The 26352-nt window shown below is 67.8% G+C and carries 20 protein-coding genes, 1 tRNA gene and 1 pseudogene; 9 read left to right on the forward strand and 13 right to left on the reverse strand.

The features are described from left to right. The 3 genes from AC13D8_RS01900 to AC13D8_RS01910 form a co-directional block, all read left to right on the forward strand. The coding region (locus AC13D8_RS01900; RefSeq protein ID WP_482967382.1) for an ABC transporter ATP-binding protein at positions 1-486 on the forward strand (486 nt) is incomplete at its 5' end. 10 nt (positions 487-496) lie between these two features. Then, positions 497-2860 carry an ABC transporter permease gene (locus tag AC13D8_RS01905; RefSeq protein WP_482967383.1) on the forward strand — a complete coding sequence of 788 codons (2364 nt, stop codon included), beginning with the start codon at positions 497-499 and terminating at the stop codon, positions 2858-2860. 9 nt (positions 2861-2869) lie between these two features. Continuing rightward, complete coding sequence (locus AC13D8_RS01910) at positions 2870-4084, forward strand: efflux RND transporter periplasmic adaptor subunit (protein ID WP_482967384.1); 1215 nt, start codon at positions 2870-2872, stop codon at positions 4082-4084. A gap of 170 nt (positions 4085-4254) precedes the next feature. Here the strand turns inward: AC13D8_RS01910 and AC13D8_RS01915 are convergent. The 4 genes and pseudogenes from AC13D8_RS01915 to AC13D8_RS01930 all read right to left on the reverse strand — a co-directional run. Beyond that, positions 4255-4494: pseudogene (locus AC13D8_RS01915) on the reverse strand (transposase); the annotation flags it as partial. Positions 4495-4593: 99 nt separating this feature from the next. Beyond that, positions 4594-5199 carry a hypothetical protein gene (locus tag AC13D8_RS01920; RefSeq protein ID WP_482967385.1) on the reverse strand — a complete coding sequence of 202 codons (606 nt, stop codon included), beginning with the start codon at positions 5197-5199 and terminating at the stop codon, positions 4594-4596. A 386-nt stretch (positions 5200-5585) separates the two neighbouring features. Then, a tRNA-Asn gene (locus AC13D8_RS01925) sits at positions 5586-5660 on the reverse strand. Positions 5661-5718: 58 nt separating this feature from the next. Continuing rightward, positions 5719-6657: an MBL fold metallo-hydrolase gene (locus AC13D8_RS01930; protein WP_482967386.1), complete on the reverse strand. Its 939-nt coding sequence runs from the start codon at positions 6655-6657 to the stop codon at positions 5719-5721. Between the two features lie 47 nt (positions 6658-6704). Here AC13D8_RS01930 and AC13D8_RS01935 point away from each other — a divergent pair, with 47 nt between their 5' ends. After that, positions 6705-7988 carry an ATP-binding protein gene (locus AC13D8_RS01935; RefSeq protein WP_482967387.1) on the forward strand — a complete coding sequence of 428 codons (1284 nt, stop codon included), beginning with the start codon at positions 6705-6707 and terminating at the stop codon, positions 7986-7988. A gap of 289 nt (positions 7989-8277) precedes the next feature. Here the strand turns inward: AC13D8_RS01935 and AC13D8_RS01940 are convergent, their stop codons facing one another. The 4 genes from AC13D8_RS01940 to AC13D8_RS01955 all read right to left on the reverse strand — a co-directional run bounded on the left by AC13D8_RS01940 (position 8278) and on the right by AC13D8_RS01955 (position 12683). Beyond that, positions 8278-9786 (reverse strand): DEAD/DEAH box helicase, encoded by a 1509-nt coding sequence (locus AC13D8_RS01940; protein WP_482967388.1) that lies wholly within the window; start codon positions 9784-9786, stop codon positions 8278-8280. Between the two features lie 127 nt (positions 9787-9913). Further along, positions 9914-10894, reverse strand: coding sequence for a glycosyltransferase family 2 protein (locus AC13D8_RS01945; RefSeq protein ID WP_482967389.1), 981 nt, complete (start codon positions 10892-10894; stop codon positions 9914-9916). 371 nt (positions 10895-11265) lie between these two features. Then, positions 11266-11709 carry a MaoC family dehydratase gene (locus tag AC13D8_RS01950; protein WP_482967390.1) on the reverse strand — a complete coding sequence of 148 codons (444 nt, stop codon included), beginning with the start codon at positions 11707-11709 and terminating at the stop codon, positions 11266-11268. Between the two features lie 101 nt (positions 11710-11810). Next, positions 11811-12683, reverse strand: coding sequence for a TIGR01459 family HAD-type hydrolase (locus AC13D8_RS01955; RefSeq protein ID WP_482967391.1), 873 nt, complete (start codon positions 12681-12683; stop codon positions 11811-11813). Positions 12684-12782: 99 nt separating this feature from the next. On the opposite strand from AC13D8_RS01955, the gene AC13D8_RS01960 reads away from it, so the two are divergent. After that, entirely contained in the window at positions 12783-13412 is a 630-nt protein-coding gene (locus AC13D8_RS01960) for a DNA-3-methyladenine glycosylase family protein (RefSeq protein ID WP_104019167.1), read from the forward strand. Continuing rightward, positions 13409-14074: an alpha/beta hydrolase gene (locus AC13D8_RS01965; RefSeq protein ID WP_482967392.1), complete on the forward strand. Its 666-nt coding sequence runs from the start codon at positions 13409-13411 to the stop codon at positions 14072-14074. Before AC13D8_RS01960 ends, AC13D8_RS01965 begins: the two co-directional genes overlap by 4 nt. A 19-nt stretch (positions 14075-14093) precedes the next feature. Here the strand turns inward: AC13D8_RS01965 and AC13D8_RS01970 are convergent, their stop codons facing one another. Further along, positions 14094-17885: an efflux RND transporter permease subunit gene (locus AC13D8_RS01970; protein WP_482967393.1), complete on the reverse strand. Its 3792-nt coding sequence runs from the start codon at positions 17883-17885 to the stop codon at positions 14094-14096. Beyond that, positions 17882-19126: an efflux RND transporter periplasmic adaptor subunit gene (locus AC13D8_RS01975; RefSeq protein ID WP_482967394.1), complete on the reverse strand. Its 1245-nt coding sequence runs from the start codon at positions 19124-19126 to the stop codon at positions 17882-17884. The genes AC13D8_RS01970 and AC13D8_RS01975 overlap by 4 nt, the downstream gene beginning before the upstream one ends. Before the next feature lie 197 nt (positions 19127-19323). On the opposite strand from AC13D8_RS01975, the gene AC13D8_RS01980 reads away from it, so the two are divergent. From AC13D8_RS01980 to der, 3 genes are read left to right on the forward strand one after another with little or no spacing between them, the layout of a single operon-like run. Beyond that, positions 19324-20010: a tetratricopeptide repeat protein gene (locus tag AC13D8_RS01980; RefSeq protein ID WP_482967395.1), complete on the forward strand. Its 687-nt coding sequence runs from the start codon at positions 19324-19326 to the stop codon at positions 20008-20010. A 14-nt stretch (positions 20011-20024) separates the two neighbouring features. Then, positions 20025-21380, forward strand: coding sequence for a PQQ-like beta-propeller repeat protein (locus AC13D8_RS01985; RefSeq protein WP_482967396.1), 1356 nt, complete (start codon positions 20025-20027; stop codon positions 21378-21380). Positions 21381-21428: 48 nt separating this feature from the next. Next, a complete protein-coding gene (gene der, locus AC13D8_RS01990) occupies positions 21429-22883 on the forward strand; it encodes a ribosome biogenesis GTPase Der (RefSeq protein WP_482967397.1) in 1455 nt (484 codons plus the stop codon). Between the two features lie 31 nt (positions 22884-22914). On the opposite strand, the gene AC13D8_RS01995 is transcribed toward der, so the two are convergent. From AC13D8_RS01995 to moaA, 3 genes are read right to left on the reverse strand one after another with little or no spacing between them, the layout of a single operon-like run. Beyond that, positions 22915-23943: a glycosyltransferase family 4 protein gene (locus tag AC13D8_RS01995; RefSeq protein ID WP_482967398.1), complete on the reverse strand. Its 1029-nt coding sequence runs from the start codon at positions 23941-23943 to the stop codon at positions 22915-22917. A gap of 43 nt (positions 23944-23986) precedes the next feature. Then, positions 23987-25282: a 3-deoxy-D-manno-octulosonic acid transferase gene (locus tag AC13D8_RS02000; RefSeq protein ID WP_482967399.1), complete on the reverse strand. Its 1296-nt coding sequence runs from the start codon at positions 25280-25282 to the stop codon at positions 23987-23989. Then, the gene (moaA, locus tag AC13D8_RS02005; RefSeq protein ID WP_482967400.1) at positions 25282-26289 is read right to left on the reverse strand and encodes a GTP 3',8-cyclase MoaA; all 1008 of its coding nucleotides are present in this window, start codon (positions 26287-26289) and stop codon (positions 25282-25284) included. The genes AC13D8_RS02000 and moaA overlap by 1 nt, the downstream gene beginning before the upstream one ends. Positions 26290-26352 lie beyond the last annotated feature (63 nt).

The raw sequence follows: 26352 nt of genomic DNA on the forward strand, positions 1-26352 counted from the left end.
TCGCTCAAGGACCGGGATTTGACCCTCTATCGGCGAGATCATGTCGGGTTCGTTTTTCAGTTCTACAACCTTGTGGCCAGCCTGACGGCGCGCGAGAACGTGCAGCTGGTCACCGATGTCGCGCCCAACCCGATGCCCGCCGAAGAGGCGCTGGCGCAGGTCGGACTTGAGCATCGGATGGACCATTTTCCGGCCGAGATGTCGGGCGGCGAGCAGCAGCGCGTGGCCATCGCGCGGGCCATCGCCAAGCGGCCCGAGGTGCTGTTGTGCGACGAGCCGACCGGCGCGCTCGACAGCAAGACCGGCGTTCAGGTGCTGGAGGTGCTGCGCGACGTGAACGAAAGGCTGGGCACCAGCACGGCGGTCATCACCCATAACGCAGCGATCCGCCGGATGGCCCACCGTGTGGTGTATTTCCGCGACGGGCGGATCGACCGGGTTGAGGAAAACGCCATCCGCCTCGCGCCCTCCGAGATAAGCTGGTGAGGGCGGGGCGATGACCGCGCTCGACCGCAAGCTCGTCCGCGATTTCCGCCGCCTCTGGGCGCAGGCACTGGCCATCGCGTTGGTTCTGGCATGCGGCGTGGCGATCCTGCTGACGACATTCGGCACGTTCATGTCGCTGGAGGACACGCGCAACGCCTATTACGAGCGCAACCGGTTTGCCGATGTCTTTGCCGAGGCCAGCCGCGCGCCGCGCTGGCTGATGCAGGAAATCCGACAGATCCAGGGCGTGCGCGCAGCCGATGCCCGCATATCGCAATTCGCGGTGCTGGACGTACCGGGACAACAGGAAACCGTCACCGCACGCATTCTCTCTCTGCCCGCCACCGGAACCCCGCGCCTGAACCTGCCGGTTCTGCAAACCGGGCGGCTGCCGTCGCCCGATGCGGCGAACGAGGTGGCGGTGAACGCCCCTTTTGCCAGGGCCAGCCACTTGCAACCGGGCGACACCTTTCACGTCAATCTTAACGGGCACCGGCGCGAGCTGACCCTTACCGGCACTCTCCTGTCGCCGGAGTTCATCTATACGATCGGCCCCGGCGCCCTGATGCCCGACAATGAAACCTATGGCGTGCTCTGGATGCCCGAAACCGCTGTCGCTGCGGCCTTTGACATGGACGGGGCTTTCAACAACGTGACGCTCAAGTTGAACCGCGGAACAAACACGGAAGACGTGATCGACCGCCTCGACGATCTGCTCGATACCTACGGCGGGCTGGGCGCCTATGGCCGCGATCTTCAGGTCTCCAACAGCTTCATCGAGGCGGAACTGGAGCAGCTCAAGACCAGCGCGCTGATCCTGCCGCCAATCTTCTACGCGATCTCGGCCTTTCTGGTCGCCATGGTGATGAGCCGCATCATTGCGCTAGAGCGCAGCGAGATCGGGCTGTTGAAGGCGATCGGCTATTCCGATGTCGAGATTTGCGTGCACTACCTGCTGCTGGCCGTGCTGATCGCGATGGCTGGCACGCTGATCGGCTGGGGCGCGGGCACATGGCTTGCCCGGGCACTGGCGCGGCTCTACGCACAATTCTTCGACTTTCCCTACCTGATCTACAATCTCGACCTGGGCGCCTATGCGCTGTCGGGCGTTCTGGCCATTGCCAGCGCGGCGACGGGCGCGGGACGCAGCGCCTTGCGCGCCGCGCGGTTGCCGCCCGCAGTGGCGATGGCCCCGCCCGCGCCACCGAGGTTCAAGCGCACATGGCTCGACCGGGCGATGGCGGCGTTACACCTGTCGCAGCCTGTGGTGATGATCCTGCGCAGCCTGCTGCGCTGGCCGCTCCGCTCAGCTCTGACCTCGCTGGGGTTGGCGCTCGCGGTCGCGGTGCTGGTCGCCACGAGCTTTTTCCCGGCGGCGCTCGACGAATTGGTCTCGACCACCTTCGACCGGTCCAACCGGCAGGATGCCATCCTGATGTTCGATCCAGATATCCCCGAAACCGCGCTGGCCGAGGTGATGCGTCTGCCCGGTGTGATGCGCGCTGAGGGACAGCAATTCCAGTCTGCCGTGCTGCGTAGCGGGCACCGCGAGAAGGAGGTCGCCATCGAGGCCCGTCGTCCCGGTGCCGACCTGGCGCGGATCATCTCCTCGGATGGGCGCGCGGTCGATCCGCCGCCGCGGGGGCTGATGCTGTCCCAGCGGCTGGCGCGGCAACTGAACGTGCGGCCCGGCGATCTGGTCGAGGTGGAATTCCTCGGTCGGATCAACGAAACGCACGTTGTTCCCGTGGCCGGACTGGTGACGCAGTATATCGGCCTTGGCGCCTATATGGACCTCGACACGCTCAGCCGCCTGCTGCGGCAGGCCCCGCGAATATCGGTCGCCAATCTCAAGGTCGATGCGCAGGCGCTGCCGGACCTGCACCGGGTGCTCAAGGACACGCCCGAACTCAGCGGCTTGATCGACATGACCAGGATGCAGCGCTCATTCGAGGCAACGATCCGCCAGAATGTCGACATCATGACCACAATCTACCTGACGGTCGCGGTGCTGATTACCGTGGGCGTGGCCTATAACGGCGCGCGCATCCAGCTCTCTGAACGCGCACGCGAACTGGCCAGCCTGCGCATCCTGGGGTTTTCGCGCGGCGAGGTATCGTTCATCCTCGTGGGCGAGACGATGATACTCGCGTTGCTGGCGCAGCCGCTTGGCTGGCTTTTGGGGGCCGGGATCGCAAAGGCGCTGGCAGATGGTTCGGCAAGCGATCTCTACCAGATACCGCTGGTCCTGAAACCGGCGGGCTTTGCACTCGCGAGCCTCGTGGTGCTGGCGGCCGCGCTGGTCTCGTCGCTGGTAGTGCGGCGGCGTCTGGACCGACTCGATCTGGTGCAGGTGATGAAAACACGTGAGTAGGGAATGTCCATGAAAACCAGAACGATCATGCTCACTGCCTTTGGTGTCCTGACGGCTGGAATGCTGGGCATCGTCGCCTTCCGGACCGAGCCTGTGCCGGTGGATATCGCCCCCGTCCAGCGCGCGCCCATGCAGGTTACCGTCGATGTCGAGGGCGAAACCCGGATCGCCGAGATCTACGAGGTCGCGGCCCCGATCCGCGGTGTGGTGCGCCGCTCGCCTGTCCGGGTGGGCGATGCCGTGACGGCGGGCGAAACCGTGATCGCCATGATCGACCCTGCCGCCTCGGACCCGCTCGACCCGCGCAGCCGGGTTCAGGCTGAGGCCACCGCGCGCGAAGCCGAGGCGGGGCTCAACATGGCGCGCAGCACCCTGCGCCAGGCCCGCGAAGAGCTCGATCTCGCGCAAAGCGAATACCGCCGCGCGAAGGAGCTGGTCGAGCGCGGGGTCGCCACGCTGACCCGACTGGAGACCGCCGAGCAGACGCTCGGGATGAGCCAGGCAGCGCAGGAGGCGGCCATCTCCAATCTCGAACGGGCGAAAAGCGTGCTGGACCGTGCCCGCGCCACGCTCATCGAGCCGGGCACCGATCCCGGCGCGCAAGCCGAGTGCTGCCTGCGGATCACCGCCCCGGTCGACGGTCGCGTGCTGGATATCGAGGTCATCAGCGAACGCCCGGTTGCGGCGGGCACGCGGCTTTTGTCCATCGGTGCGCCGGATGATCTCGAGATCGTCGCCGATGTGCTCTCGACCGACGCCGTGCGCCTCGAGATCGGGGACCGCGCCATCGTCGAGCGATGGGGCGGCGCCGATGTGCTGGAGGCGCGGGTGTCCAGAATCGAGCCGTCCGGCTACACCAAGGTGTCGGCCCTCGGCATCGAGGAACAGCGCGTCGACGTGGTGTTTGACCTGATCTCTCCGGTCACGCAGCGCCCGTCCCTCGGACACGGCTTTGCCGTTTATTTGCGGGTGGTCGAATGGGAAAGTGACGACGTTCTGCAAATCCCGCTCAGCGCGTTGTTCCGGCAGGACGGCAAGTGGGCCGTCTTCGTCGCCGAAGACGGCACATCTCGGTTACGCCGGGTAGAAATCGGCCGCATGAACGATCTGTCCGCCGAAATCCTGAATGGGCTCTCGGCTAGCGACGAGGTGTTGGTTCACCCGAATGAGCGGATCGAAGATGGAATTCCCGTGGTCAGGCTGAGAACGGCGGCGCAAAATTAGGGTCAGGACTTCGATAACGGGGTCGGTTCAGTCAACATGTTTCGGGCAAGCAGAATGATCCGCCAGAGCCGTGCCTTTGGTTCGTCGTGTCGGCACTGATTTCTCTCGCGGCTTTCGGCAGAGGCCCCTCGGGTACATGCTTCGGTTCGTGGTCAGCGCGGTGGCTGCCACATGATGCGTGCAAAGACGCCCTTGTCGCTCCACCGCTTCCAGCGGTTATACAGGGACTTGTGCGGACCGTATTCCGCGTTCGGGCCCTCACCATCGCGCCACCGCAACCCATTGCGATTGATGAAGATAATACCGCTCAGGACGCGCCGATCATCGACGCGCGGCTTGCCGTGGCACTTCGGAAAATAGGGGTCCAGACGCGCCATCTGCGCGTCGGTCAGCCAGAAGAGATCAGGCATGTTCACCGCTCGATTTTCGAACCGTGAATCACGCGACCCAGAGGAAATCATTGGGTCCTGACCCAAATATCCATCAAGAATTTCCAATATTTGATTTGATCATTCAAACGGATCGCTACTGCTATTCGAAGGATTTGAGAACGGGTCTGCACTATTATTTATTCGTTCCATCATCTGAGATTGACAGGCCATTACTTCTTGGAAAGCGTCATATGTTCCTCTCAAAGATAAGTTTGCAATTTCATTCCCGGAATAAAAGACGCGAACGCCGGTCATTCGCATAAACTCATTAATAAATGAATCTGCTTTCCCTTCTTCGAAAGACAAGTCAAAAACTAAAACAGGTAATTGATCATTAAAACGATGGGCCGTCGCCAATCCAGTCCATGGCTCCAAGTTGCCAAACTGAATCTTCATATCGTAAAGTTTTCCGGACTCCAAAGATTGCCAGGCTCCATTGCCAATAATGAACTGAAAAATGTCATCAGTCGGATTGAGTTGAGCGCGTAAAACTGCTCCGCCATCGTAAGCGGCTGACATAAAACATCCGTAATCAATTGTGGTATCGACGTTGATGCTCCAGCCTTTGACGTCCTCTTTCCATGTTATTGTTTCTTGTGATATTGCCGGTGCGCTCATCAGAAAAACTAAGGAACACGGAAGGCTTAGCAGCAAATTCAGGCTTCTCTGCTTGAAAATAGCCATTCATATCCTCCCTCATTGGATTGATCTAGTCCTCAACCTGCACACGTCGAGCATCATCCTCAAACTGTGCCAAGAACGCTTCTCAAACGCAACCCACGTGATCTTGCGCCAGTGTCTACAATCTGGCCGCGCCATAATCCTGGAGGCTGACCTGTCGCCTTCGCGCTGCGCGGCGCAAGAAATTCCGAACCCCGTCTATCGGTATCGCCGCCCGCGCTGGTGCCGGGCATAAAGGTTATTCGGGGCGGGCGCGTAGGTGCCGGGCGGCTGATTCTGAGACCACGGACACAGCTTTTCATCTTGCGGACATAGGACGGACACGGAAAACGAGGAAGGGAAGGCGCTTGCCGCGCTTCCTTGTATCTTCCTGTTTTCTTCGGGTTTTTTGGCTCCGGCGGTAGGGATCGAACCTACGACCAATTGATTAACAGTCAACTGCTCTACCGCTGAGCTACGCCGGAACACGTGGGCGCGTATAGCAATCCGGTTCGGAGAGGTCCAGAGGCTTTGTGACAAAAATCATGCGCTTTGCCCGCCATCGTCGGACAGGGCGAAACGGGTCGTGCGCGACAGCGGCGACAGGGCCCTGACACGGGATTTCTGCATCAGGTCCACAAGGTGCGCAAGCACGTTGCGCGCCGCCGCCGGCATCAGCTCGGGGGGTGTGTCGGTATAGATGCGCCGCGCCAGCGTGGCGGCATCGGCGGGGCCGTGGGCGAGGCTGTCGAGTATCGCGGCCTCGCGCGCGTCGCGATGCGCGACCAGCCACCTGACGCGTGTCGCAGGCTCCGTCACCGGCGCGCCGTGACCCGGCAGCAGGCGGGCCGGGGAGGCGGCGGCGAGGCGCGCGCAGGAGGCGTGGAACTGCGTCAGGTCGCCATCGGGCGGCGAGATCAGCGTGCTGGCCCAGCCCATCACCAGGTCGCCGCTGAACATGGTCCCGCCACTCTCGAAGCACATGTGGTTGCAGAAATGCCCCGGCGTCCAGTGCGCGGTGATCCGCCAGCCGTCGCCCGCAATCGCCTCGCCATCCGCGAGCGCGTGATCGGGGGCAAAGCTCGCATCCACCCCCTCGCCGCCGCCGATCCCGCCTGCCTCGGCCAGCTGCGTCATCACGGCGCTGCGCCCCGCTTCGGCCCCGCCATAGGCCAGCATCGGCGCGCCGGTCTCCGCTGCGAGGCGGCGAGCCAGCGGCGAATGGTCGAGATGGGCGTGGGTCACGAAGATGTGGCTGACGCTCTGTCCGGGCCCGAGCGCGTCGAGAATCGCCGCGAGATGGGCGGGGTCGTCGGGGCCGGGGTCGATCACCGCCAGCCGCCGCTGTCCCAGCAGGTAGGTGTTGGTGCCCCAATGGGTCATCGGCGACGGGTTCGGCGCGAGGATCGCGCGGATGCCACCGCCCATATCACGCGCCTCACCCACTGGCGGGGGCGTGTCGGGCTGGGTCGTGTCGGTCATCGCGGTCTCGCTCTTTCTTCCCGGCGCGCTCGGGCGTAGGTTTAGCCATGTCGTTTCGCTGGCTCAAACCCTATCTGCCCCGCGGCCTCTACGGACGCGCCACGCTGATCCTGCTCTTGCCGGTGGTCACGCTCCTGCTGGTTGTCTCGGTGGTGTTCATCCAGCGCCATTTCGAGGGCGTCACCGAGCAGATGACCAACACCATGATACGCGAGATCCGGCTGGTTCTGGGTACCGATGACCCGGAGGTGGCCGAGATGCTCGAAATCTCGGTCCAGCCGGTGCCCGAGGCGGCGATGCCCGCGCAGGACACGCGGTTGTGGTATGATTTCTCGGGCATCGTGGTGGCGCGCGAGCTGCACGCCGCCTTTCCCGACCTGCTGCGCGTTGCGCTCGCCGATGACGACGTGGTCGAGCTCTATTTCCGGGGCAGCGGCGGGCTCTTGCGGTTTGTCTTCGACCGCCGCCATGTCTCGGCGAGCCAGCCGCATCAGCTGCTGGTCAACATGGTTGTGTTCGGGGCGCTGATGACGGTGATCTCGTTTCTCTACCTGCGCAACCAGCTGCGCCCGATCACCCGGCTGGCAGAGGCGGCTGATGCGTTCGGGCGGGGGCGGCATGTGCCCTACCGTCCTGCGGGCGCAACGGAGGTGCGCGCGGCGGGGCGGGCGTTCGTCGACATGCGTGCGCGTATCGAACGGCAGATCGAGCAACGCACCCTGATGCTCTCGGGGGTGAGCCACGACCTGCGCACGCCGCTCACGCGGCTGCGATTGGGTCTCGCCATGCTGGGCGAGGAGGAGGCCGCGCCGATGCTGCGCGATGTCGATGACATGCAGCGGCTGCTCGACGGATTCCTTGATTTCGCCCGTGGTGCGCAGGAGGGCGAGGCCGAGCCGGTCGATCCGGTCGCGCTCGTGCGCCGGATCGTCGATGACATGCGGCGCGCGCAGGTGGCGGTGACGCTGGTTGAAACCGAGGGCACGGGGGAGGTGCCGCTGCGCGCCGACGGGGTCAGGCGCGCGGTGGAAAACCTCATCAGCAATGCCGTGCGCTACGGCACCTGCGCCGAGGTCTCGGTGACGCTGTCGGAGCGCAGCTTGCGCATCCGGGTCGAGGATGACGGGCCGGGCATCCCGCCCGAGAGCCGCGACGAGGCGCTGCGCCCCTTTGCCCGGCTGGAACCCGCCCGCAACCAGAACCGCGGCACCGGCGTCGGGTTGGGGCTGTCGATCGTGGTGGATGTGGCGCGCGCCCACGGCGGCGCGCTGCGGCTGGGCGAAAGCGCGCGGCTTGGCGGGCTGTGCGCCGATATCGTGATCGCGCGGTAGCGGCAGGGGCGGAGAGGGGGGGGCGGGGCTTTTGGCCTTGAGCGGACGTTGGACCATCCGGTCCCGGCGCGGATTCAAGGCCGAAGGCCGCCGCGCCATCGCATGTCCGCCGCCCGGACAGGCGATTTGGCTAAGCTAGCGCACCGATTGCATGTTTTTCGGGAAAGCAGAAATAAAGTGCCCTGAAAAACCGTTGGATCGCCTGCCCGCGGACATGCGATGGCGCGGCTCACTGCAACGTCCGCTCAAGGCCAAAAGCTCCACGCCCACTTGCGCGAACGCGCCGACCTTAGCCGGTGCGCCGCTCGTCAAAGCTCAGCGCGATGAAGCCGGGGAGATGATCGCCCATGCCGACGACCTTGCCGCCGCCATTGTCGTCGCCGCGCCTGCCGCGTTGCCTGGGCTCTGCGGCGCGCTTCTCCTCGCGCGGCTTGGGTGCGTCCTTCTCGGGCGCGCTCTCGGTCCTGGCCTCCTCGGGGGCCGCTACGGGTGCTTCGGGTGCTTCGGGCGCGTCGGCTTTCTTGCGGCTGACGCTCCGCCCGCGGCCACCCCGGCTGCGGCTCGACCGGGGCGGGCGTTCGGATTTCGGCGCGTCCCCGTTGTTATCGCCGCTCTGCGCGGTCGCGTCCTCGTCGGCCGCGGGGCGGGCTCCGGTCGGATCGTCGAGCCGGGGGATGTCTTTCTGCAAGAGCGCCTCGACCGCCGCGAGGGCCTTCTCGTCGCGCGGGTTGCAGATGGTGAGCGCCTTGCCGGAACGGCCCGCGCGCCCGGTGCGTCCGATGCGGTGGACGTAATCCTCGGCATGGCCGGGCACGTCGAAATTGAACACGTGGCTGACCGCCGGCACATCGAGCCCCCGCGCCGCCACATCCGAGGCCACCAGCAGCTTCAGCTCGCCCGCGCGGAACGCGTCGAGCGTGCGCGTGCGCTGGCTCTGTTCGAGGTCGCCGTGGATCGGGGCCGCGTCATAGCCGTGCTTCTTCAGCGACTTGGCGACGGCATCCACGTCGATCTTGCGATTGCAGAACACGATCGCGTTGGTGCAGGCCTCGCCCTCGCCGTCGATCAGCGCGCGCAGGGCGGCGCGCTTCTCGGCATCCGCGCGGTCGCGGCGCGAAGGTTTCACCATTACCACGTGCTGGTCGATGGTTTCCGACGCGGTGGCCTGCCGCGCCACCTCGACCCGCACCGGGTTCTGGAGAAAGGTGTTGGTGATGCGCTCGATCTCGGGTGCCATCGTGGCCGAGAAGAACAGCGTCTGCCGGGTGAAGGGCGTGAGGCTGAAGATGCGCTCGATATCCGGGATGAAGCCCATGTCGAGCATCCGGTCGGCCTCGTCCACGACCATGATCTGCACGCCGGTCAGCAACAGCTTGCCGCGCTCGAAATGGTCGAGCAAACGTCCCGGCGTGGCGATCAGCACATCGACGCCCTTGTCGATCAGCTTGTCCTGTTCCTTGAAGCTCACCCCGCCGATCAACAGCGCCTTGGTCAGCTTGAGATACTTGGAATAGGTGTCGAAATTCTCGGCCACCTGCGCGGCCAATTCACGGGTGGGGCACAGCACCAGGCTGCGCGGCATCCGCGCCCGCGCGCGTCCCCGTGCCAGAAGCGACAGCATCGGCAGGGTGAACCCGGCGGTCTTGCCGGTGCCGGTCTGCGCAATGCCCAGCACGTCGCGCCCTTCGAGCGCGGAGGGGATGGCATCGGCCTGGATCGGGGTGGGGGTTTCGTATCCGGCCTCTTCGACGGCCTTGAGTACCTTGGGATTGAGGTTGAGTTCGCTGAATGTGGTCATGTGTATCCGCTTTAAGCGGACGCTGAACCCGGCCCGCACGTCTGTCATCGGGATGCGCGCACCCATTGCGCGCCAGGCCCTCGCGAGCCCCCCATCGCTGCCCGCTTACATCAACTGCCGGGGGCGGTCAATGCGGGCGGTCGGGGGCGTCGGGAAAGTGCCGCGCGCGCGCGGCATCGGCATCGAGGGTAATGGCGTGCAGGTGGCCATGCGCATCGAGGCGCGCGCGCAGCCCCGGCGTGGCGACGCAGACCTCCTGCCAAAAGCGTCGCAGCGCCGCCGCGCCGCCCTCCGCCTCGATCCGGCGAAAGAGCGCATTCATGTTGAGCCCGGTACCGTCCGGCGCGGCGGGCTTTAGCCCCTCACGGTAGGAACCGTGGGCCAGCCGGTAGGCATAGGTTTCGCGCCAGTGCTCCCACCCGGTGGCGTGCAGGTGGCACAGCCTTGTGCCCTGCAATTCCGGCGGGCTGGCATCCATCTCGCCGGAGCGAAAGACGTTGTGGATGCGAAAGCTGACCTCGGGATCGCCGGTGCGCACGAACACCTTGCCCGCCACATGGCTCAGGAACCCGCCGTTGAGATGGGCGCCGAAGCCGGGATAGATCGCCTCCGTCTCCTCGCGCCGCTGCCCGGGCAGCCGCGCGCAGGATTTGAACCAGGTCACGCCCTCGGGTGGCGGATCGTCCGGGTCGGGGGCGAGCGCCTCGACCGGGCGGACCCGCGCGCTGAGCGTGCCATCGGGCAGCGCGGCCAACTGCTCGGGCAGGGGGGTGGCCGGCCAGAGAAACTCGTCCACGTCGATATGGACGAGCCAGTCGACCTGCGGGCGGCGGCGCAGGCAATGCGTGGCGTTGATGCTCTGGCGCGGCTGATGCGCGTCGGGGCGCCCCGCGCGCTTGCGCCGCCTGCGCCAATAGCCGTCATCGCACACGATCACCCGGCACTTGGGATGGTCCCGCAGCGCCGCCTCGGCCTGCGGGTTGGGGGCGTCGAGATAGACATGCACCCGGTGCGCGCCCAGGTCGAGGTGATGGGCGGCGAAATTCAGGATGTCGCGGGCCGGGGCCTTGATTGTGGCCACCACGCCCCATGTGGGAAGGCTGCTCATGGGCCAAGGATGCGCGGGCCGCGCGGCGGGGGCAAGGGGGCAGGTGTGGGGGCAGGTCAGGGTCAGTGGGGTTTAGACGGGAATGGCCTTGAGCGGACGTTGGACCATCTGGTCCCGGCGCGGATTCAAGGCCGAAGGCCGCCGCGCCATCGCATGTCCGCCCCCCGGACAGGCGATTTGGCTAAGCTGGCGCGCCGATTAAATGTTTTTCGGGAAAGCAGAAATAAAGTGCCCTGAAAAACCGTTGGATCGCCTGCCCGCGGACATGCGATGGCGCGGCTCACTGCAACGTCCGCTCCAGGCCAATCGCACCCCTAACGACGCAACCAGCCTTAGCGGTTCCGTCCCACCCGGGCCGACCTCCGGCCCGCTCAGTCGAACTTGCGCGACGGTGCCAGCACGGTGGCCTCGCCGATCAGCACCTTCTTGCCCTCGACGAGGCAACGGCAGTCGAGCTGCACCCGGCGCTTGCCGTGGTCGATGCCCACCACCTCCACCTCGGCATGGACCATGTCGCCGGGGCGCACGGGGCCGAGGAATTTCAGCGTCTGCCCCATGTAGACGGTGCCGTGGCCCGGCAGTTGTTCACCGATCACCGCCGAGATCAGCCCGGCGGTGAGCATCCCGTGGGCGATGCGCCCCTCAAAGATCGTGTCCTGCGCGTAATCATCGTCGAGGTGAACGGGATTGCGGTCGGTCGAAACCTCGGCGAACATCTCGATATCGCGGTCGGTCACCACCTTTGCGAGGTGGCGCGTCATGCCCATCTCGATATCCTCGATGCAGATCGTGCCGCGCGGCATGTTGTCCAACATTCGCCCCTCCGGGTGGTTTGGTGCGTAATTATGAGGCGAATTCAGGCCCCGCTTTGGAATTTTATTACTTTGCGGGCGCAGAAAAATCAACCCCTAATCCATCACCTCAGATAGCCGATGGCATAGTTGGCATAGACATTTTCCTTTTCGAGGTATGCCTTTAGCGCTTTCTCATCGGGCTGCTGCGACGTTTTGGTCTCCTTCGCCGCCAGCCCGCCGGTGATGAAGAGGGAATCGATATCTTCGCCCATCGCGCCCAGGATGTCGGTCCGTGCCCCGTCGCCGATGGCGAGGATGCGCGCGTTGGCGGCGTCGTGCCCGACCTCCGCCAGGCGGCGATGGGCGAGGTCGTAAATCGGCGGGTGTGGCTTGCCGAAATAGAGGCTTGTCCCCCCCATCTCGGTATAGAGCCGCGCCAGCGCCCCCGCGCACCATTCGCGCACCTCGCCCCGGTCCACCACGATATCGGGGTTGGCGCAGAGCAGCTTGAGACCCTTCTGCTTGGCATAGAGGAACGTCGGGCGCATCTCGGCGGGGTCGGCCATCGGGTCGAACGGGCCGGTGCAGACGATGCCCTCGGCTTCTTCCAGCGGCACCATCGTGACGTGCACCGGCGCGTCGACCACCCTGATCGGCTCGAAGAACAGCTCTTCATGCGGCTGGCCGATGAAATACACCCGTTCGCCCACCGCGCCCTCGAACATCGCGGCACGGGCGCTGTCGCCGGAGGTGGCGATGGTGTCCCACGCGGCATCCGGTACGCCGAACGCGCGCATCTGCCGCTCCACGTCGCCGCGCGGGCGGGGCGAGTTGGTCACCAGCACCACCGCGCCCCCGGTTTCGCGATAGCGCACCAGCGCGGTGCAGGCATCGGGCAGGGCGCGCACCCCGTCATGGACACAGCCCCACAGATCGACGAACAGCGCGTCGTAGCGGGGGGCGATCTCCGAAAGGGCGGTGATGAGGCGGGTCATGGGCGTCTCCGTGCATGGGTCGCGGGCAGATATGGCAGGGCCGCCACGCTTTGGCCAGCGCGCATGGCCAACCGCCGCGATGCGATCTATGCTCGCGCCATGACCGAACGCATCATCCACACCGAGGCCGATATCGCCGAGGGCGCGGCGCACCTCGCGGGGCTTTGCCCGCGCATGGCCCATGCCCGCGACCTGGTGGGCGAGGTGCCGCTCAGGCGCCGCGAAGACGGGTTCGCGGCGCTCATGGGGGCGATCGTCAGCCAGCAGGTGAGCGTCGCCGCCGCCCGCGCGATCTGGGCCCGGCTGGAGGCGGCGGGACTGACCGCGCCGCAGGCCATCGCCGCCACGGACGAGGACGGGCTGCGCGCCGCCGGTCTCAGCCGACAAAAGGCACGCTACGTGCGCGCGTTGGCCGAGGCCGATCTCGATTACGCGGCCCTGCGCACGGCCCCCACCGACGAAGTGGTGACGACGCTCACCGAGGTGCCGGGAATCGGCGTCTGGACCGCCGAAATCTACGCCATGTTCAGCCTCGGGCGCGCCGATGTCTTTGCCCCCGGCGACCTCGCCTTGCAGGAATCGGCGCGGCTGCTCTACCGCCTGCCCGAGCGACCGAAGCCCGCGGCGCTGCGCGCGATGGCCGCGGACTGGTCGCCGTGGCGCGCGGTTGCGGCACGGCTCCTGTGGGCCTATTACCACGTCGCCAAGGACAGGGAAGGGATCGCATGACACGAGTTTTGCAGGCGGGCCGCAAGGACCCGCAATCGGGACAGGCGCGCTCGGCGGTGGTGTTCCTGCACGGCTACGGCGCCAATGGCGCGGACCTCCTCGGCCTCGCCGATCCGCTGGCCGAGCATCTTCCCGATACTCTGTTCGTCGCCCCTGACGCCCCCGAGAGCATCCCCGGCATGCCCTTCGGCCTGCAATGGTTCCCGATCCCGTGGATCGACGGCTCGAGCGAGGAAGAGGCCGAGCGCGGCCTGATGGCCGCCGCCGCCGACCTCGACGCCTTTCTCGACGCGCTGATGGTGGACGAGGATCTGCTGCCCGAACAGGTGGTGCTGTTCGGCTTCAGCCAAGGCACGATGATGGCCCTCCATGTCGCCCCGCGCCGCGAGGACGAGGTGGCCGGGATCGTGGCCTTCTCGGGCCGCCTGCTGCGCCCCGACCTGCTGGCCGACGAGACCCGCAGCCGCCCGCCGGTCCTGCTGGTGCATGGCGATGCCGATGACGTGGTGCCGGTGCAGTCGCTGCCGCAGGCGGCCGAGGCCTTGCAGGGGGCGGGCTGGAAGGACGTCTATGCCCACGTGATGGAGGGCACCGGCCACGGCATCGCGCCCGACGGGCTGTCCGTGGCGCTGGCGTTCATGCGCGACAAGCTGGGGCTCTGAGCGGCGCGGGGCCGCGGGCTCACTCCGCCGCGCGCAGCGGTGAACGGCCGCTGGCGCGCAACACGTCCGACACGTCTTCGGGGCGCGGCGTGTCGGCCTCCTCGTTCTCGCCATAGCCTGCGTGGGCTGCGTCGCGCTCATCGGGCCAGACCAGCTCCGTTCCCCGCGCCCGCCGCGCCGCGCGCGCCAGCGCCCAGTCGCGTGCCGTCCGGCTCGTCCGGCCCAGCGACAGCACCGCCAGCCCCCGCGCGACCCACAGCACATAGGTCACCGCCCAGACCCGCAGCGCCAGCATCGCAGGCGTAAAGACCAGCGTCAGCACCGTCGCGATACCGAGGCCAAACACCACCGCCGTTGCCAACTGCTTCCACCAGAGCGCGGTGGGGCTGTTAAAGGCATAGCCACCGTTGATGAAATCGAGGCTGAGGCCGAACATCATCGGCGCGAGGCCGGCCATCGTCGTGATCGTGGTCAGAAGCACCGGGCGGATGCGGTCCTGCGCCGTGCGGGTGATCGCCGAAATGCGCGGCATGTAGCGGGAATAATCCTGGTAGGTGTCGATCAGCACGATATTGTTGTTCACCACGATACCGGCCAGCGCGACGATGCCGGTGCCGGTCATGATGATGGAAAACGGCTGGTTCATCACCAGCATCCCTACCAGCACCCCGGTGGTGGACAGCACCACCGCCAGCAACACCAGCACCGCGTTGTAGACGCTGTTGAACTGCGCCAGCAGGATGATGAACATCAGGCCAAGCGCCCCCGCGAACGCCTTTTGCAGGAACTCGCCCGATTCCTCCTGATCCTCGGCGTCGCCGGTCCATTCATAGCTGATGCCCGGCGGCAACACGCCGCTCTCCAGCCACCCGGTCAGCCGCTCGATGCGCTCGTTGGCGGTGAGCGGCACCTCGCGCGTCTCGCCATCCGCGCCGGTCACCGCGGTGGTCAGCCCGTCACGCACCGCCGCCTTTACGTCGAAGAAGCGGGTCTGATCGATGCGGTCGATCTGCGCAAGCTGCTCGACCGGCCTGCGCGTGATGAAGGCCGACAGCGGCACGAGGCCGTTTTCCGTGCGGACCTTGAGCGTGTCGAGGGTCGAGAGCACCCGGTCGTCCTCGGGCAGGCGCACGCGAATCTCGATCTCCTCGTCGCTGCTGTCCACGCGCATCGTGTCCAGGAGGATGCCGCGTGTCACTAGCTGCACCATCGCGCCCACGGTCGCCACGTCCGCGCCAAATCGGCCCGCGCGCTCCACGTCCACGTCCACCTGCCAGTCGATGCCCGGCAGCGGCAGCGTGTCCTCGATCTGGTAGAGGCCCTCGGTCTCTTCGAACCGCGCCCGCGCCTCCTTGGTAAAGCGTTGCAGCGCCGCCCAGTCGTCACCGCGGATTCGCAGGTGCACCGGCTTGGCCGAGGAGGGCCCGCGCGCCTGCGCGAGAATCTCGACCATGATGCCGGGGATGCGCTCCAGTTCCGCGGTCAGGTCGTCGATGATGCGGTCGCCGTCATACGCCGGATCGACCACGCTGCGCCGCACCTCGAAATCCAGGAACGGCACGGTGAACCACGCCTCGGTGGACTGCGGGCGGTCTTCCCACGGGATGGTCTCGAACTGCACCTGCCCGATCGTGTCGCGCGGCGGCTGCGCGCCGCCGGTATTGTTGTTCAGCCCGCCCTCGCCGGCAAAGGCAAAGGCGGTGGTGACGCCGGGATGGGCGCGCACGATATCCTCGGCCTGCCGCACCAGGCTGTCTTTCTGGTCGAGCGACAGGTTGCCGCGTCCGCGCACGTAGACGATGGCCTGCTCCGGTTCGCTGTCCACGAAGAACTCTGTGCCGTTGTTGTTGTTGACGTAGAACATCAGTACCGAGCCGACGATTACGAACACCGCGCCGAAGGCCACCAGCGGCATCACCGGGTTGCCCACGATGGCGTGGATGACCCAGCCAAAGGCCGAGCGGCGATAGCCCGCGCGCACGCGGCCCCGCCTTTGCGGCAGCACCATGCGCCCCAGCGCCCGCACCCCGTTGCCAAGCCGCCGCGGGATGGCCAGAAGCCCCAGCAATAGCGCCGTCACCCCCGCGACCCCGGTAGCCATCAGCGCCACGGCACCCAGCACCAGCCCGAACACGGTGGCCAGCACCGGGATGACCGAGCCGAGGATGTCGCCGCCATCCATCATCGCGAATTGCGCGCTCACCTGTTCGAGCACCATTGGCAGCGTCCGCCCCGCCAGCGCCGCCGCGCCCGCCGCCCCCGGCAGCAGCAACAGGTGCCACAGCCAGAAACCACCGGCGATTGCCGCGGTGCGCTGATCGAACCACCGCTCCAGCCGCCCGGTCACGCCGCCGAGCACCGGCAGGTAGACCAGCGCCACCAACAGCGAGGCCGACAGCACGAAGATGAGCGTCACCGGCAGCATCCCCATGAACTCGCCCGGGATGCCCGGCCAGAACAGCATCGGCAGGAACGCGCAGAGCGTGGTGGCGGTCGAGCTGACCACCGGCCAGAACATGCGCTTGGCGGCGGCCACGTAGGCGTGCATCGGGCCCTCGCCATCGGCGATGCGCTTGTCGGCGTATTCCACCACCACGATGGCCCCGTCCACCAGCATCCCCACCGCGAGGATGAGGCCGAACATCACGATGTTCGACACCGCCACCCCCATCACGGCCAGCAGGGCAAAGCACAGCAGGAACGATGTCGGGATCGCGAATCCCACCAAGAGCGCGGGCCGGATGCCCAGCGCGGCCAGTGTCACGATCATCACCAGCGCGATCGCGGTCAGCACCGAGCCCTCGAGCTGGCTGACCATGGATTCCACCGTGCGCGACTGGTCGTTAGAGGTGCCCACGTTGACCGCGACCTGCAATTCCTCGGGCCAAGTCTTCTCCGCCTCGGCCACCTCCGCGCGCACCATGTCGGCGGTCTCGATGATGTTGAAACCCCGGCGCTTGACCACCTGCAACGCAACGCTGGTCTCGCCGTTGAACCGCGCGGTGCCGGTGCGGTCCTCGAAGGTGAGGTTGATCGTGGCCAGATCGCCCAGCGTCACCACCCGGTCGCCATTGGTCTTGATCGGCAGGTCGTAGATGTCGCGCGTCTCCTCGAACGACGACGGGATCTTGACCGCGAACGTGCCCTGCGCGGTGTCCACCTCGCCCGCGGCAATCAGCTGGTTGTTGTTCTGCACCACGTTGATCAGCTCGAGCGCGGTAACGTTGTAGGCCTCGAGCCGCAGCGGGTCGATCACCACCTCCACCATCTCGTCACGGTTGCCGGCGATGCCCGCCTCGAGGATCGGCTCCATCGATTCGAGCCGGTCCTGGAGGTCATTGGCCAGCCGCGACATGGTGCGCTCGGGCACCGGGCCCGAGAGGTTGACGATGATGATCGGGAACTCGCTGAAATTCACCTCGTTGAGGGTGTATTTCTCGAACCCGTCGGGAAACTCGGCCTCCGCCGTGTCCATTGCGTCGCGCACATCGGCGAGGATCTTGGTCTTGTCCCAGCCAAACTCGAATTCCAGCGCCACGCCGCCGTAATTCTCGGCCGCCGTGCCGGTCATCTTCTTCAGCCCGTCGAGATCGCTCAGCTCGCGCTCCATCGGCTTGACCAGCAGCTTCTCGCTGTCCTCGGCGGAAATGCCCGGGAACGGGACCGAGATGAACAGCGCGGGCACCTCGATATCCGGCTCCCCCTCCTTGGGCAGGCCGATATAGGCGAACGTGCCGGCGAGGACCGACAGAACCACGAAGGCCAGCACCATCCGCGCGTGCGCGGCGGCCCAGTCGACGATCCCGGTCATTGACCCAGCTCCCGGTAGCTCGGCTTCACGCGCACGCCCGCGCGCACGTATTCCTGCCCGATCACGATGATGTCGGCGCGCTCGGGCAGCCCGGTCAGCCACACACCCGCGGGCGTGTCGCGCATGAGCGTCACCTGGGCGAATCGCACGCGGTTCTCCTCGTCCACGAGCCGCAGTCCCAGAGTGCCCTCGTCATTGAGCGTCAGCGCCGATTGCGGCACCAGATGCGCACGCCGCCCCGCCGAGGCGATGGCGATCTCGGCGGTCTCGCCGTCGCGCAGCGTCAGGTCTGGGTTCGGCACGCGCACGTCCACGCGAAAGGTGCGGGTCGTCGGGTCCGCCGAGCGCGACACGAAGCTCACCTCGCCCGCCACCTCTTGGCCAGAGGCGGTGCGCGCGGTCGCGCGCGCGCCGGTCTCGACGCGCGCCACGTCGGTCTCCGACACGAACCCCACCAGCGTGATCGGATCGAGCTTCATCACGGTGGCGCAGAGCGCACCTGGCTGAAGCAGGCTGCCCAGCTCGGCGGTCTCGGTCTCCAGCACGCCGCCGAACGGGGCGTGAATCGTCAGCCGGTCGATCTCTTCCTCGGCAGCGGTCACGCCCGCACGGGCCGATTCGATGTTGGCGCGGGCGGATTCGAGCCCCGATGTGGCGCTCTCGACGCCCGACTCGGCAGCGCGTAGCGCGGCGCGGGTGGCGGCGACGCGGGTTTCCGAGGCGTATCCGTTTTTCACCAGGTTGCTTGCCGCGCGATAGTTGATCTGCGCTTCCTCCAGCGCCGCGCGCGCCTCCTCCAGCCGCGCCTGCGCCTCGGGCACGCGCGCCTGTGCCTCCTTGAGCCGCGCCCTGGCTTCCTCCAGCGTTGCCTGCCGCGCCGCCGGGTCGAGCCGACAGAGCACGTCACCCGCCTCGACAAACGCCCCCCGGCCCAGCGGCTCGGAAACCACCAGCCCGGATGTCTCGGCGCGCAGATCGACCTCCCGGTCGGCCTCGGTGCGCCCGCGCAACTTCACCGCGCTGTCCACCTCGCGCGCCTCCGAGCGCTGCACCACGACGCGCATCAGGCCCGGCTCGCCCGCCTCCGTGGCGCCGGCGGTGCCGGTCTCCTGTGCGGCCTCTGCTTCGGCCGCGTCCCCGGCGCCGGCGGGCAGCATCGCAACCAGCCGCTCCCGCTCGAACACGAAGGTATAGATGGCCGCAGCGACCAGGAGGGCGATCAGAACTGGAAACAGGCGCATGTCATGTCTTTCGAACGGATTACTGCGGCACACAAGAAGGCCGCGCATTACGGCCTTACCGTCATACGCTGAACCGACCGGTTCAGATTAAACCTTTCCGCCGCCGCCGACAAGCGCGATCTCGCGCGCGCCCCGCGGCCCTTGGCAGCGCGGGGCCGACACGCTAAGAGGGGCGGAAATCCTGCAGGGGGTGCGGCGTGAGCGACACGGACAGTTTCATTGACGAGGTGACCGAGGAGGTGCGCCGCGACCGGCTGTTCCGGCTGATGCGCCGCTATGGCTGGATCGGTGTTCTGGCGATCCTGCTGCTGGTGGGCGGCGCGGCATGGAACGAGTGGCGCAAGGCGCAGGCCGAGGCCGAGGCGCAGGCCTTCGGCGATGCGCTCCTCACGGCGCTGGCACAGGAGGACGCGGCCGAGCGCGCCGATGCGTTGCAGGCGATCCCGGCCCCAGGCCCCGGGGGCGCGGCGGTGGCGGGACTGCTCGCCGCGGACGCACAGGCCCGGGGGGACGCGCCGGGCGCGGCGACCCGGCTGCTCGCATTGGCGGACCGGCCCGACGTGCCCGCCATCTACCGCCGCATCGCGACGCTCAAGGCGGTGGCGCTGCCGGATACGGGGCTCTCGGCCGAGGCGCGCCGTGCGCGGCTCGTTCCACTGACCGACGCGCCGGGTCTTGTCCGGCTGCTGGCCGAGGAACAACTCGCCATGATCGACATCGAGACCGGCGCCCGCGCCGATGCGCTCGACCGGCTGGCGACGCTGGCGGTGGATGCCGAGGCGACAGAGGCCTTGCGCCGCCGCGTGGCACAGGTGATTGTGGCGCTGGGCGAGGATGTGCCCGAGATACCGGGCGCGCCCGGGCAGGCCGGGGTCGGACAATGACCGGGGGGCCGGGTATGACGCGACAGATGGGGGCAGGCGTGGTGACGGCGAAAACGGTTCTTCTCGCGATGGCGGCGGCCCTCGTTCTTGCAGGTTGCGAAAAGCGGGAGCCGATCCTGCCCGGCGAGCGCGAAAACATCCGCGAGGTGCTCCAGAGCGAGGCGCGGCGCGCACAGGCCGAGGAGACCCCGGTCAACCGCGCGGCCCCGATCTCGCTGCCCGCGGCGGTGACCAACGCCGCCTGGCCGCAACGCCCGGGCTCGCCCGCCACCCGCACCGCGCATCCCGCGCTTTCCGCTTCTCCAGCGCTGGCGTGGTCGGCGGGCATCGGCGCGGGCGATGGCCGCCGCGCGCGCATCACCGCTGATCCCGTGGTGGCGGCGGGCCGCGTCTTTACCCTCGACGCGCAGACCCGCGTCTCGGCGGTTTCCACGGCGGGCGAGGTGCTGTGGGCCACCGACCTCACACCGCCCAATGACAGCCCCGACAACGCTAGCGGCGGCGGGCTGGCCTATGGTGATGGGCGGCTCTTCGTCACCTCGGCCTTCGGCACTGTCACCGCGCTCGACCCCGAAACCGGCGCGGTGCTCTGGCAGCAGGATGTCGACGCGCCGACCACCACCGCGCCCGCGGTCTACGATGGGCTGGTCTACGTGGTGGCGGGCGACGAGGTCGCCTGGGTGCTCGATTCCGAGACGGGGCGCGTGCGCTGGCAGCTCTCGGGCACGCCCGACATTCACAATGTGCTCGGTGGCCCCGCCCCGGCGATCACCGAGAAATACGCCGTCTTCGCCTTCGGCGCGGGCGAGGTGCAGGGCGCGTTCCGCAAGGGTGGGCTGCGGCTCTGGGACGCGCAGATCGCGGGCGAGCGCCGCGGCGTGGCGAGCGCGCGTGTTCGCGACGTCACCGGCGATCCGCTGGTGGTGGGCGACCGCGTCTACGTGGGCACCCATTCGGGCCGCATGGTGGCGCTCAGCCTCGGCAGCGGCAAACGCCTCTGGACCGCGGGCGAGGGGCCGCTCAACCCGATCTGGCCCGCGGGCGGATCGCTGTTCCTGGTGAGCGACCGAAACGAGCTGGTGCGCCTCTCGGCCGAGGATGGCAGCCGTATCTGGGGCCAGCCGCTGCCGCTCTTCACCGCGCGCAAGCCCAAGCGGCAGGCGGGCATCGTCGGCCATTACGGCCCGGTGCTGGCGGGCGGGCAGCTCGTGCTCGCATCCGCCGACGAGAGGCTGCGCTTCTTCGATCCGGTCTCGGGGCGACTCACCCGCGAGACGGCGCTTCCCGGCGGGGCGGCGAGTAACCCGGTGGTCGCGGGCGGCACGCTCTACGTCGTGTCCAAGAAGGGTCAGCTTCTCGCTTTCCGTTAGGCCCTCGATCCTGTATCACGCACGCTTGATCGACAGCGGAGCCGCGTCATGTCCTTTACCCTCGCCATCGTGGGTCGCCCCAACGTGGGCAAATCCACGCTGTTCAACCGCCTCGTCGGCAAGCGCCTCGCGCTGGTCGATGACACGCCCGGCGTGACCCGCGACCTGCGCGAGGGGGCGGCGCGGCTGGGCGATCTGCGCTTTACCGTGATCGACACCGCCGGGCTCGAGGACGCCACCGACGACAGCCTCGAAGGAAGGATGCGGCGGCTGACCGAGCGCGCGGTGGAGATGGCCGATGTCTGCCTGTTCGTGATCGACGCGCGCGCGGGCGTGACGCCCACCGACGAGATCTTCGCCGATATCCTGCGCAAACGCTCGGGCCATGTGATCCTCGCCGCCAACAAGGCCGAGGGCGCCGCCGCCGAGCCGGGCGTCTACGAGGCCTACGGGCTGGGCCTTGGTGACCCGGTGCAGATTTCGGCCGAGCATGGCGAGGGGATGAACGAGCTTTACGCGCGGCTGATGCCGCTCTCGGACAGCTTCGACGCGCGGGCCGAGGCCGAGGCGCCCGAGACCGACGTGCCGCTCGACGAGGAAGCCGACCCCGACGACGAGACCGTGCCCGCCTATCTCGCGCCGACGCCCGAGCGCCCGTTGCAGGTGGCCGTGGTGGGCCGCCCCAATGCCGGGAAATCCACGCTCATCAACACCATCCTCGGCGAGGAGCGGCTGCTCACCGGCCCCGAGGCCGGGATCACCCGCGACGCGATCTCGCTCACGCTCGACTGGGACGGGCTGCCGGTGCGCCTCTTCGATACGGCGGGGATGCGCAAGAAGGCGCGGGTGCAGGACAAGCTGGAAAAACTGTCGGTCTCCGACGGGCTGCGCGCGGTGAAATTCGCCGAGGTGGTGGTGGTCCTTCTGGATGCCGCCATCCCCTTCGAGCAACAGGATCTGCGCATCGCCGACCTGGCCGAGCGCGAGGGCCGCGCCGTGGTGGTGGCCGTCAACAAGTGGGACATCGAAGAGGACCGGCAGGGCAAGCTGCGCGAGTTGAAGGAGGCGTTCGACCGGCTCCTGCCGCAATTGCGCGGCGCGCCCCTGGTCACCGTCTCGGCGCGGACGGGCAAGGGGCTCGATCGGCTGCGCGACGCGGTGCAAAAGGCCCACGAGGTCTGGAACCGCCGCATCCCCACGGCACAGCTCAACCGCTGGCTCGCCGGCATGGTCGAGCAACACCCGCCCCCCGCGCCGGGCGGCCGCCGCATCAAGCTGCGCTACATGACCCAGGCCAAGACCCGGCCGCCGGGGTTCGTGGTGATGTGCTCGCATCCCGACAAGATGCCAGAGAGCTATCGCCGCTACCTCGTTGGCGGCCTGCGTACCGATTTCGACATGCCGGGCACGCCCATCCGCCTGCACCTGCGCAGCCAGTCCGACAAGAACCCCTACAAGTCCCGGAAAAAGCCGGGCCCGTCGCGGCTGCGCAAGCACCTGTGATGCGGTCGGCGCCGGCGGCGGCCTTCCCCGGCTAGCGGCCCTCCGACCACAGCGCCTCGTACACCGCACCGATCCCGTCGGCCTCGCGGGTGACGCTGTAATGGCCCGTGGCCACCTCGCGCGCCGCGCGCGCCATCGCCGCGTGGCGGGCCGGATCGTCGAGCAACCCCGAGACCGCGCCCACCGCATCCCCGGTCACGATCCCGGCGCGCCCCTGCGCCGAGAACTCGGCGTAATGCCCGGCATCGGCGGCCACGAACGGCACGCCGCAGGCCATGCCCTCCAGCGGCACCATGCCATAACCCTCGTAGCGCGGCAGTTGTACGATCAGGCTCAGCGCGGGCAGCAGCCCGCGCAAATCACCGGGCGCGATCTCGCCCACGAACAGCAACCGCCCGGCCAGCCCCGCCCCGGCGACCTGCGCCTTGAGCCGGTCGAGAAACGCCATGTCCGCCTTGGCCGCGCGCCCGATCACCAGCGCGGTGAGATCGGGATGGCGCGGCAGCACCTCCAGCATCGTGGCCACGAACCGGTCGGTGCCCTTCTCGGGGCGGATGCGCCCGATGGTGGCAATGCCCCGCGCACCGGGATAGCCGGTGGCCCGCCACGCCGCCGCGCGCTCGCGGGCGGGGGCGAAGCGGTCGCAATCCACCCCGTGGGGCACCACCGCGTGCAGGTGCGGAACCAACTCGCCCGCCGCGTCGGTGGTGGCGATCACCGCATCCATCCGCGAGATGAGCCAGCGCGGCAGCGCCGAGTGGCGGCGCTGCGCGGCGGAGGTAAAAACGATGCGGATGGGCAGCCGCAGCACGTCGCGCGCCCAGAGCGCGGCGCGCATCTCGCTGTTGCGGCGCACGTGCCAGATGGTGAACGGCCGTGCCCCCGGGCTCCGCGACAGCCGCCGCGCCTCGGCCCGGCTCACCGGCGCGGGGCAGCCGGGCAGGGCGACATCCGAGAGCGCCATGTCGTAGCGCTCTGCCTGCACCCGCACCACCCCCGCCGCCGTGGCCGAGACCCCGGTGAAGTTGCGGTTGAAATTGGTGACGATGAGCTCGGTCATGGGCGGTGGGATCCGGATATTTCCGGCAAGATGAAGTGATCGGTCATGACGCGCCCTCCAGCCCCAGCGCGGCGGTCAGGTCGGCGGTAAGCGTGTCCAGCGCGCCCGCGTCCCCGGCGACGAACCCGCGCGCGGCGTCGCGCATCGCCTCGAGCCGGTCGGACGCGCCCAGGAGCCGCGAAAGCGACACCGCGAGCGCCGCCCCGTCCGCGACTTCTTCGCCCGCCCCGGCGGCATCGAGCGCGGGGTAGATTTCGGCGAAATTGGCATAGAGCGGCCCGTGCAGGATGGCCGAGCCGGCATGGGCGGGCTCATAGGGCGTGTGACCCCCCACCGCCGTGAACGACCCGCACAGGCAGGTGACGGGGCAGAGCGCATACCACAGCCCCATCTCGCCCAGCGTGTCGGCGAGATAGACCTGCGTCTCCGGCGTGGGCACGGCCCCGATGGTGCGGCGCGCCCCGGTGAATCCCCGCTCCGCGATCAGCACCTCCAGATCCGGGCCCCGCTCGGGGTGACGCGGCGCGACGATCAGCAATGCCTCGGGCAGATGCGCCAGCAGGCGGCGATGCGCGTCGAGCACGATCTCCTCCTCGCCCGGATGGGTCGAGGCGGCAAGCCAGACCGCGCGGTTGCCGATCTGCCCGGCTAGCGACGCGCGCGCGGTCTCGTCCACCGGCAGCGCGCCCGACAGCGCCTTGAGGTTCGGCCCCTGCCGCGCCCGATCGAGCCCGAGCGTGCGCAGGTTGGCCTCGGTGCGGGCGTCCTGGCAGTGGATCAGGCGGAAATGGCCCAACAGATGGCGCGCGGTGCGCGCCGCGCGCGCCCACCCGCGCGCCGAGCGGTCCGACAACCGCGCGTTCACCAGCGCCAGCGGCACGCCTGCGCCTGCGCTCTCGCGCAGCATTTGCGGCCACAGCTCGCTTTCCACGAAAACGCCCGCATCGGGCCGCCAATGGCGCAGGAACCGGCGCAGCGCAGGCCGCGTGTCGAGCGGCGCGAACTGGTGCCGGCTGCGCGGCGGCAGGCGGCGGGCGAGCATCTCTGCCGAGGTGGCGGTGCCCGAGGTGATCAGGAATTCGGTCTCCGGCTGCGCGCGGCCCCATTGCGCGATGAGCGGCAGGACCGAGGCGCTCTCGCCGACCGAGGCGGCGTGGAACCAGACCAGCCGCCCCTCGGGCCGGGGCAGGGTGGCGTGACCCATCCGCTCGCGCCAGCGCGCCGGGTCGGTGCCGTGGGCTGCGAGCTTGCGCCGCACGCGGGCGTAGGCCACTGGCCCCATGAGGTCGGCCGCCGCGCCGTAGAGCCGCAGCGGCAGGGGCGCATTGCCGCGGCGCATCAGCCGCCGGTATGGCTCATGTGGCGCGACATGCGGCCCTCGACCGACTGGCGCGAATAGTCGAAATCGTGGCCCTTGGGCTTCATCGCGATGGCCGCGCGGATCGCCTCTTCCAGCGGCGCGTCATCGCCGGGATGGTTGCGCAGCGCCGGGCGCAGGTCGGCCATGTCTTCCTGCCCGAGGCACATGTAGAGCTCGCCGGTGCAGGTCAGCCGCACGCGGTTGCAGCTTTCGCAGAAATTATGGGTGAGCGGCGTGATGAAGCCGATCTTTTGCCCGGTTTCCTCCAGCCGCACGTAACGCGCCGGGCCGCCCGAGCGTTCGTCCAGATCGGTGAGCGTGTAGTCCTCGGCCAGCCGGGCGCGCAGGTCGCTCAGCTTCCAGTATTGGTCGAGCCGGTCCTCGTTGCCGATATCGCCCATCGGCATGACCTCGATAAAGGTCAGGTCCATGTCGCGGCTCTTGCACCACTCGACCAGCGAGAACAGCTCGTCCTCGTTGAAGCCCTTGAGCGCCACGGTGTTGATCTTGACGCGCAGCCCGGCGGCTTGCGCGGCGTCGATCCCCTTGAGCACCTGCGGCAGGCGGCCCCAGCGGGTGATGTCAGCGAATTTCGTCTCGTCGAGCGTGTCGAGCGAGATGTTCACCCGCCGCACCCCCGCAGCATAAAGGTCATCCGCGAACCGCCCGAGCTGCGAGCCATTGGTGGTCAGCGTCAACTCCTTCAGCGCGCCCGATTCCAGATGCCGGGTCATGGCGTTGAAGAAGGTCATGATCCCCTTGCGCACCAGCGGCTCGCCGCCGGTGATGCGCAGCTTTTCGACGCCGAGGCGCACGAAGGTCGAGCACATGCGGTCAAGCTCTTCCAGCGTCAGCAGTTCCTTCTTGGGCAAGAAGGTCATGTTCTCCGACATGCAGTAGACGCAGCGAAAATCGCAGCGGTCGGTGACAGAGACGCGCAGGTAGGAGATGGCGCGCTGGAACGGATCTATCAGAGGAACGGTCATGTCAGGAAACTAGGCCCCGGTGCGACGCGGGGCAAGGGGCATCTTGCGTTGCGGTGCGCGGTT

This window comes from Roseovarius sp. B-10 (genome assembly GCF_056859295.1).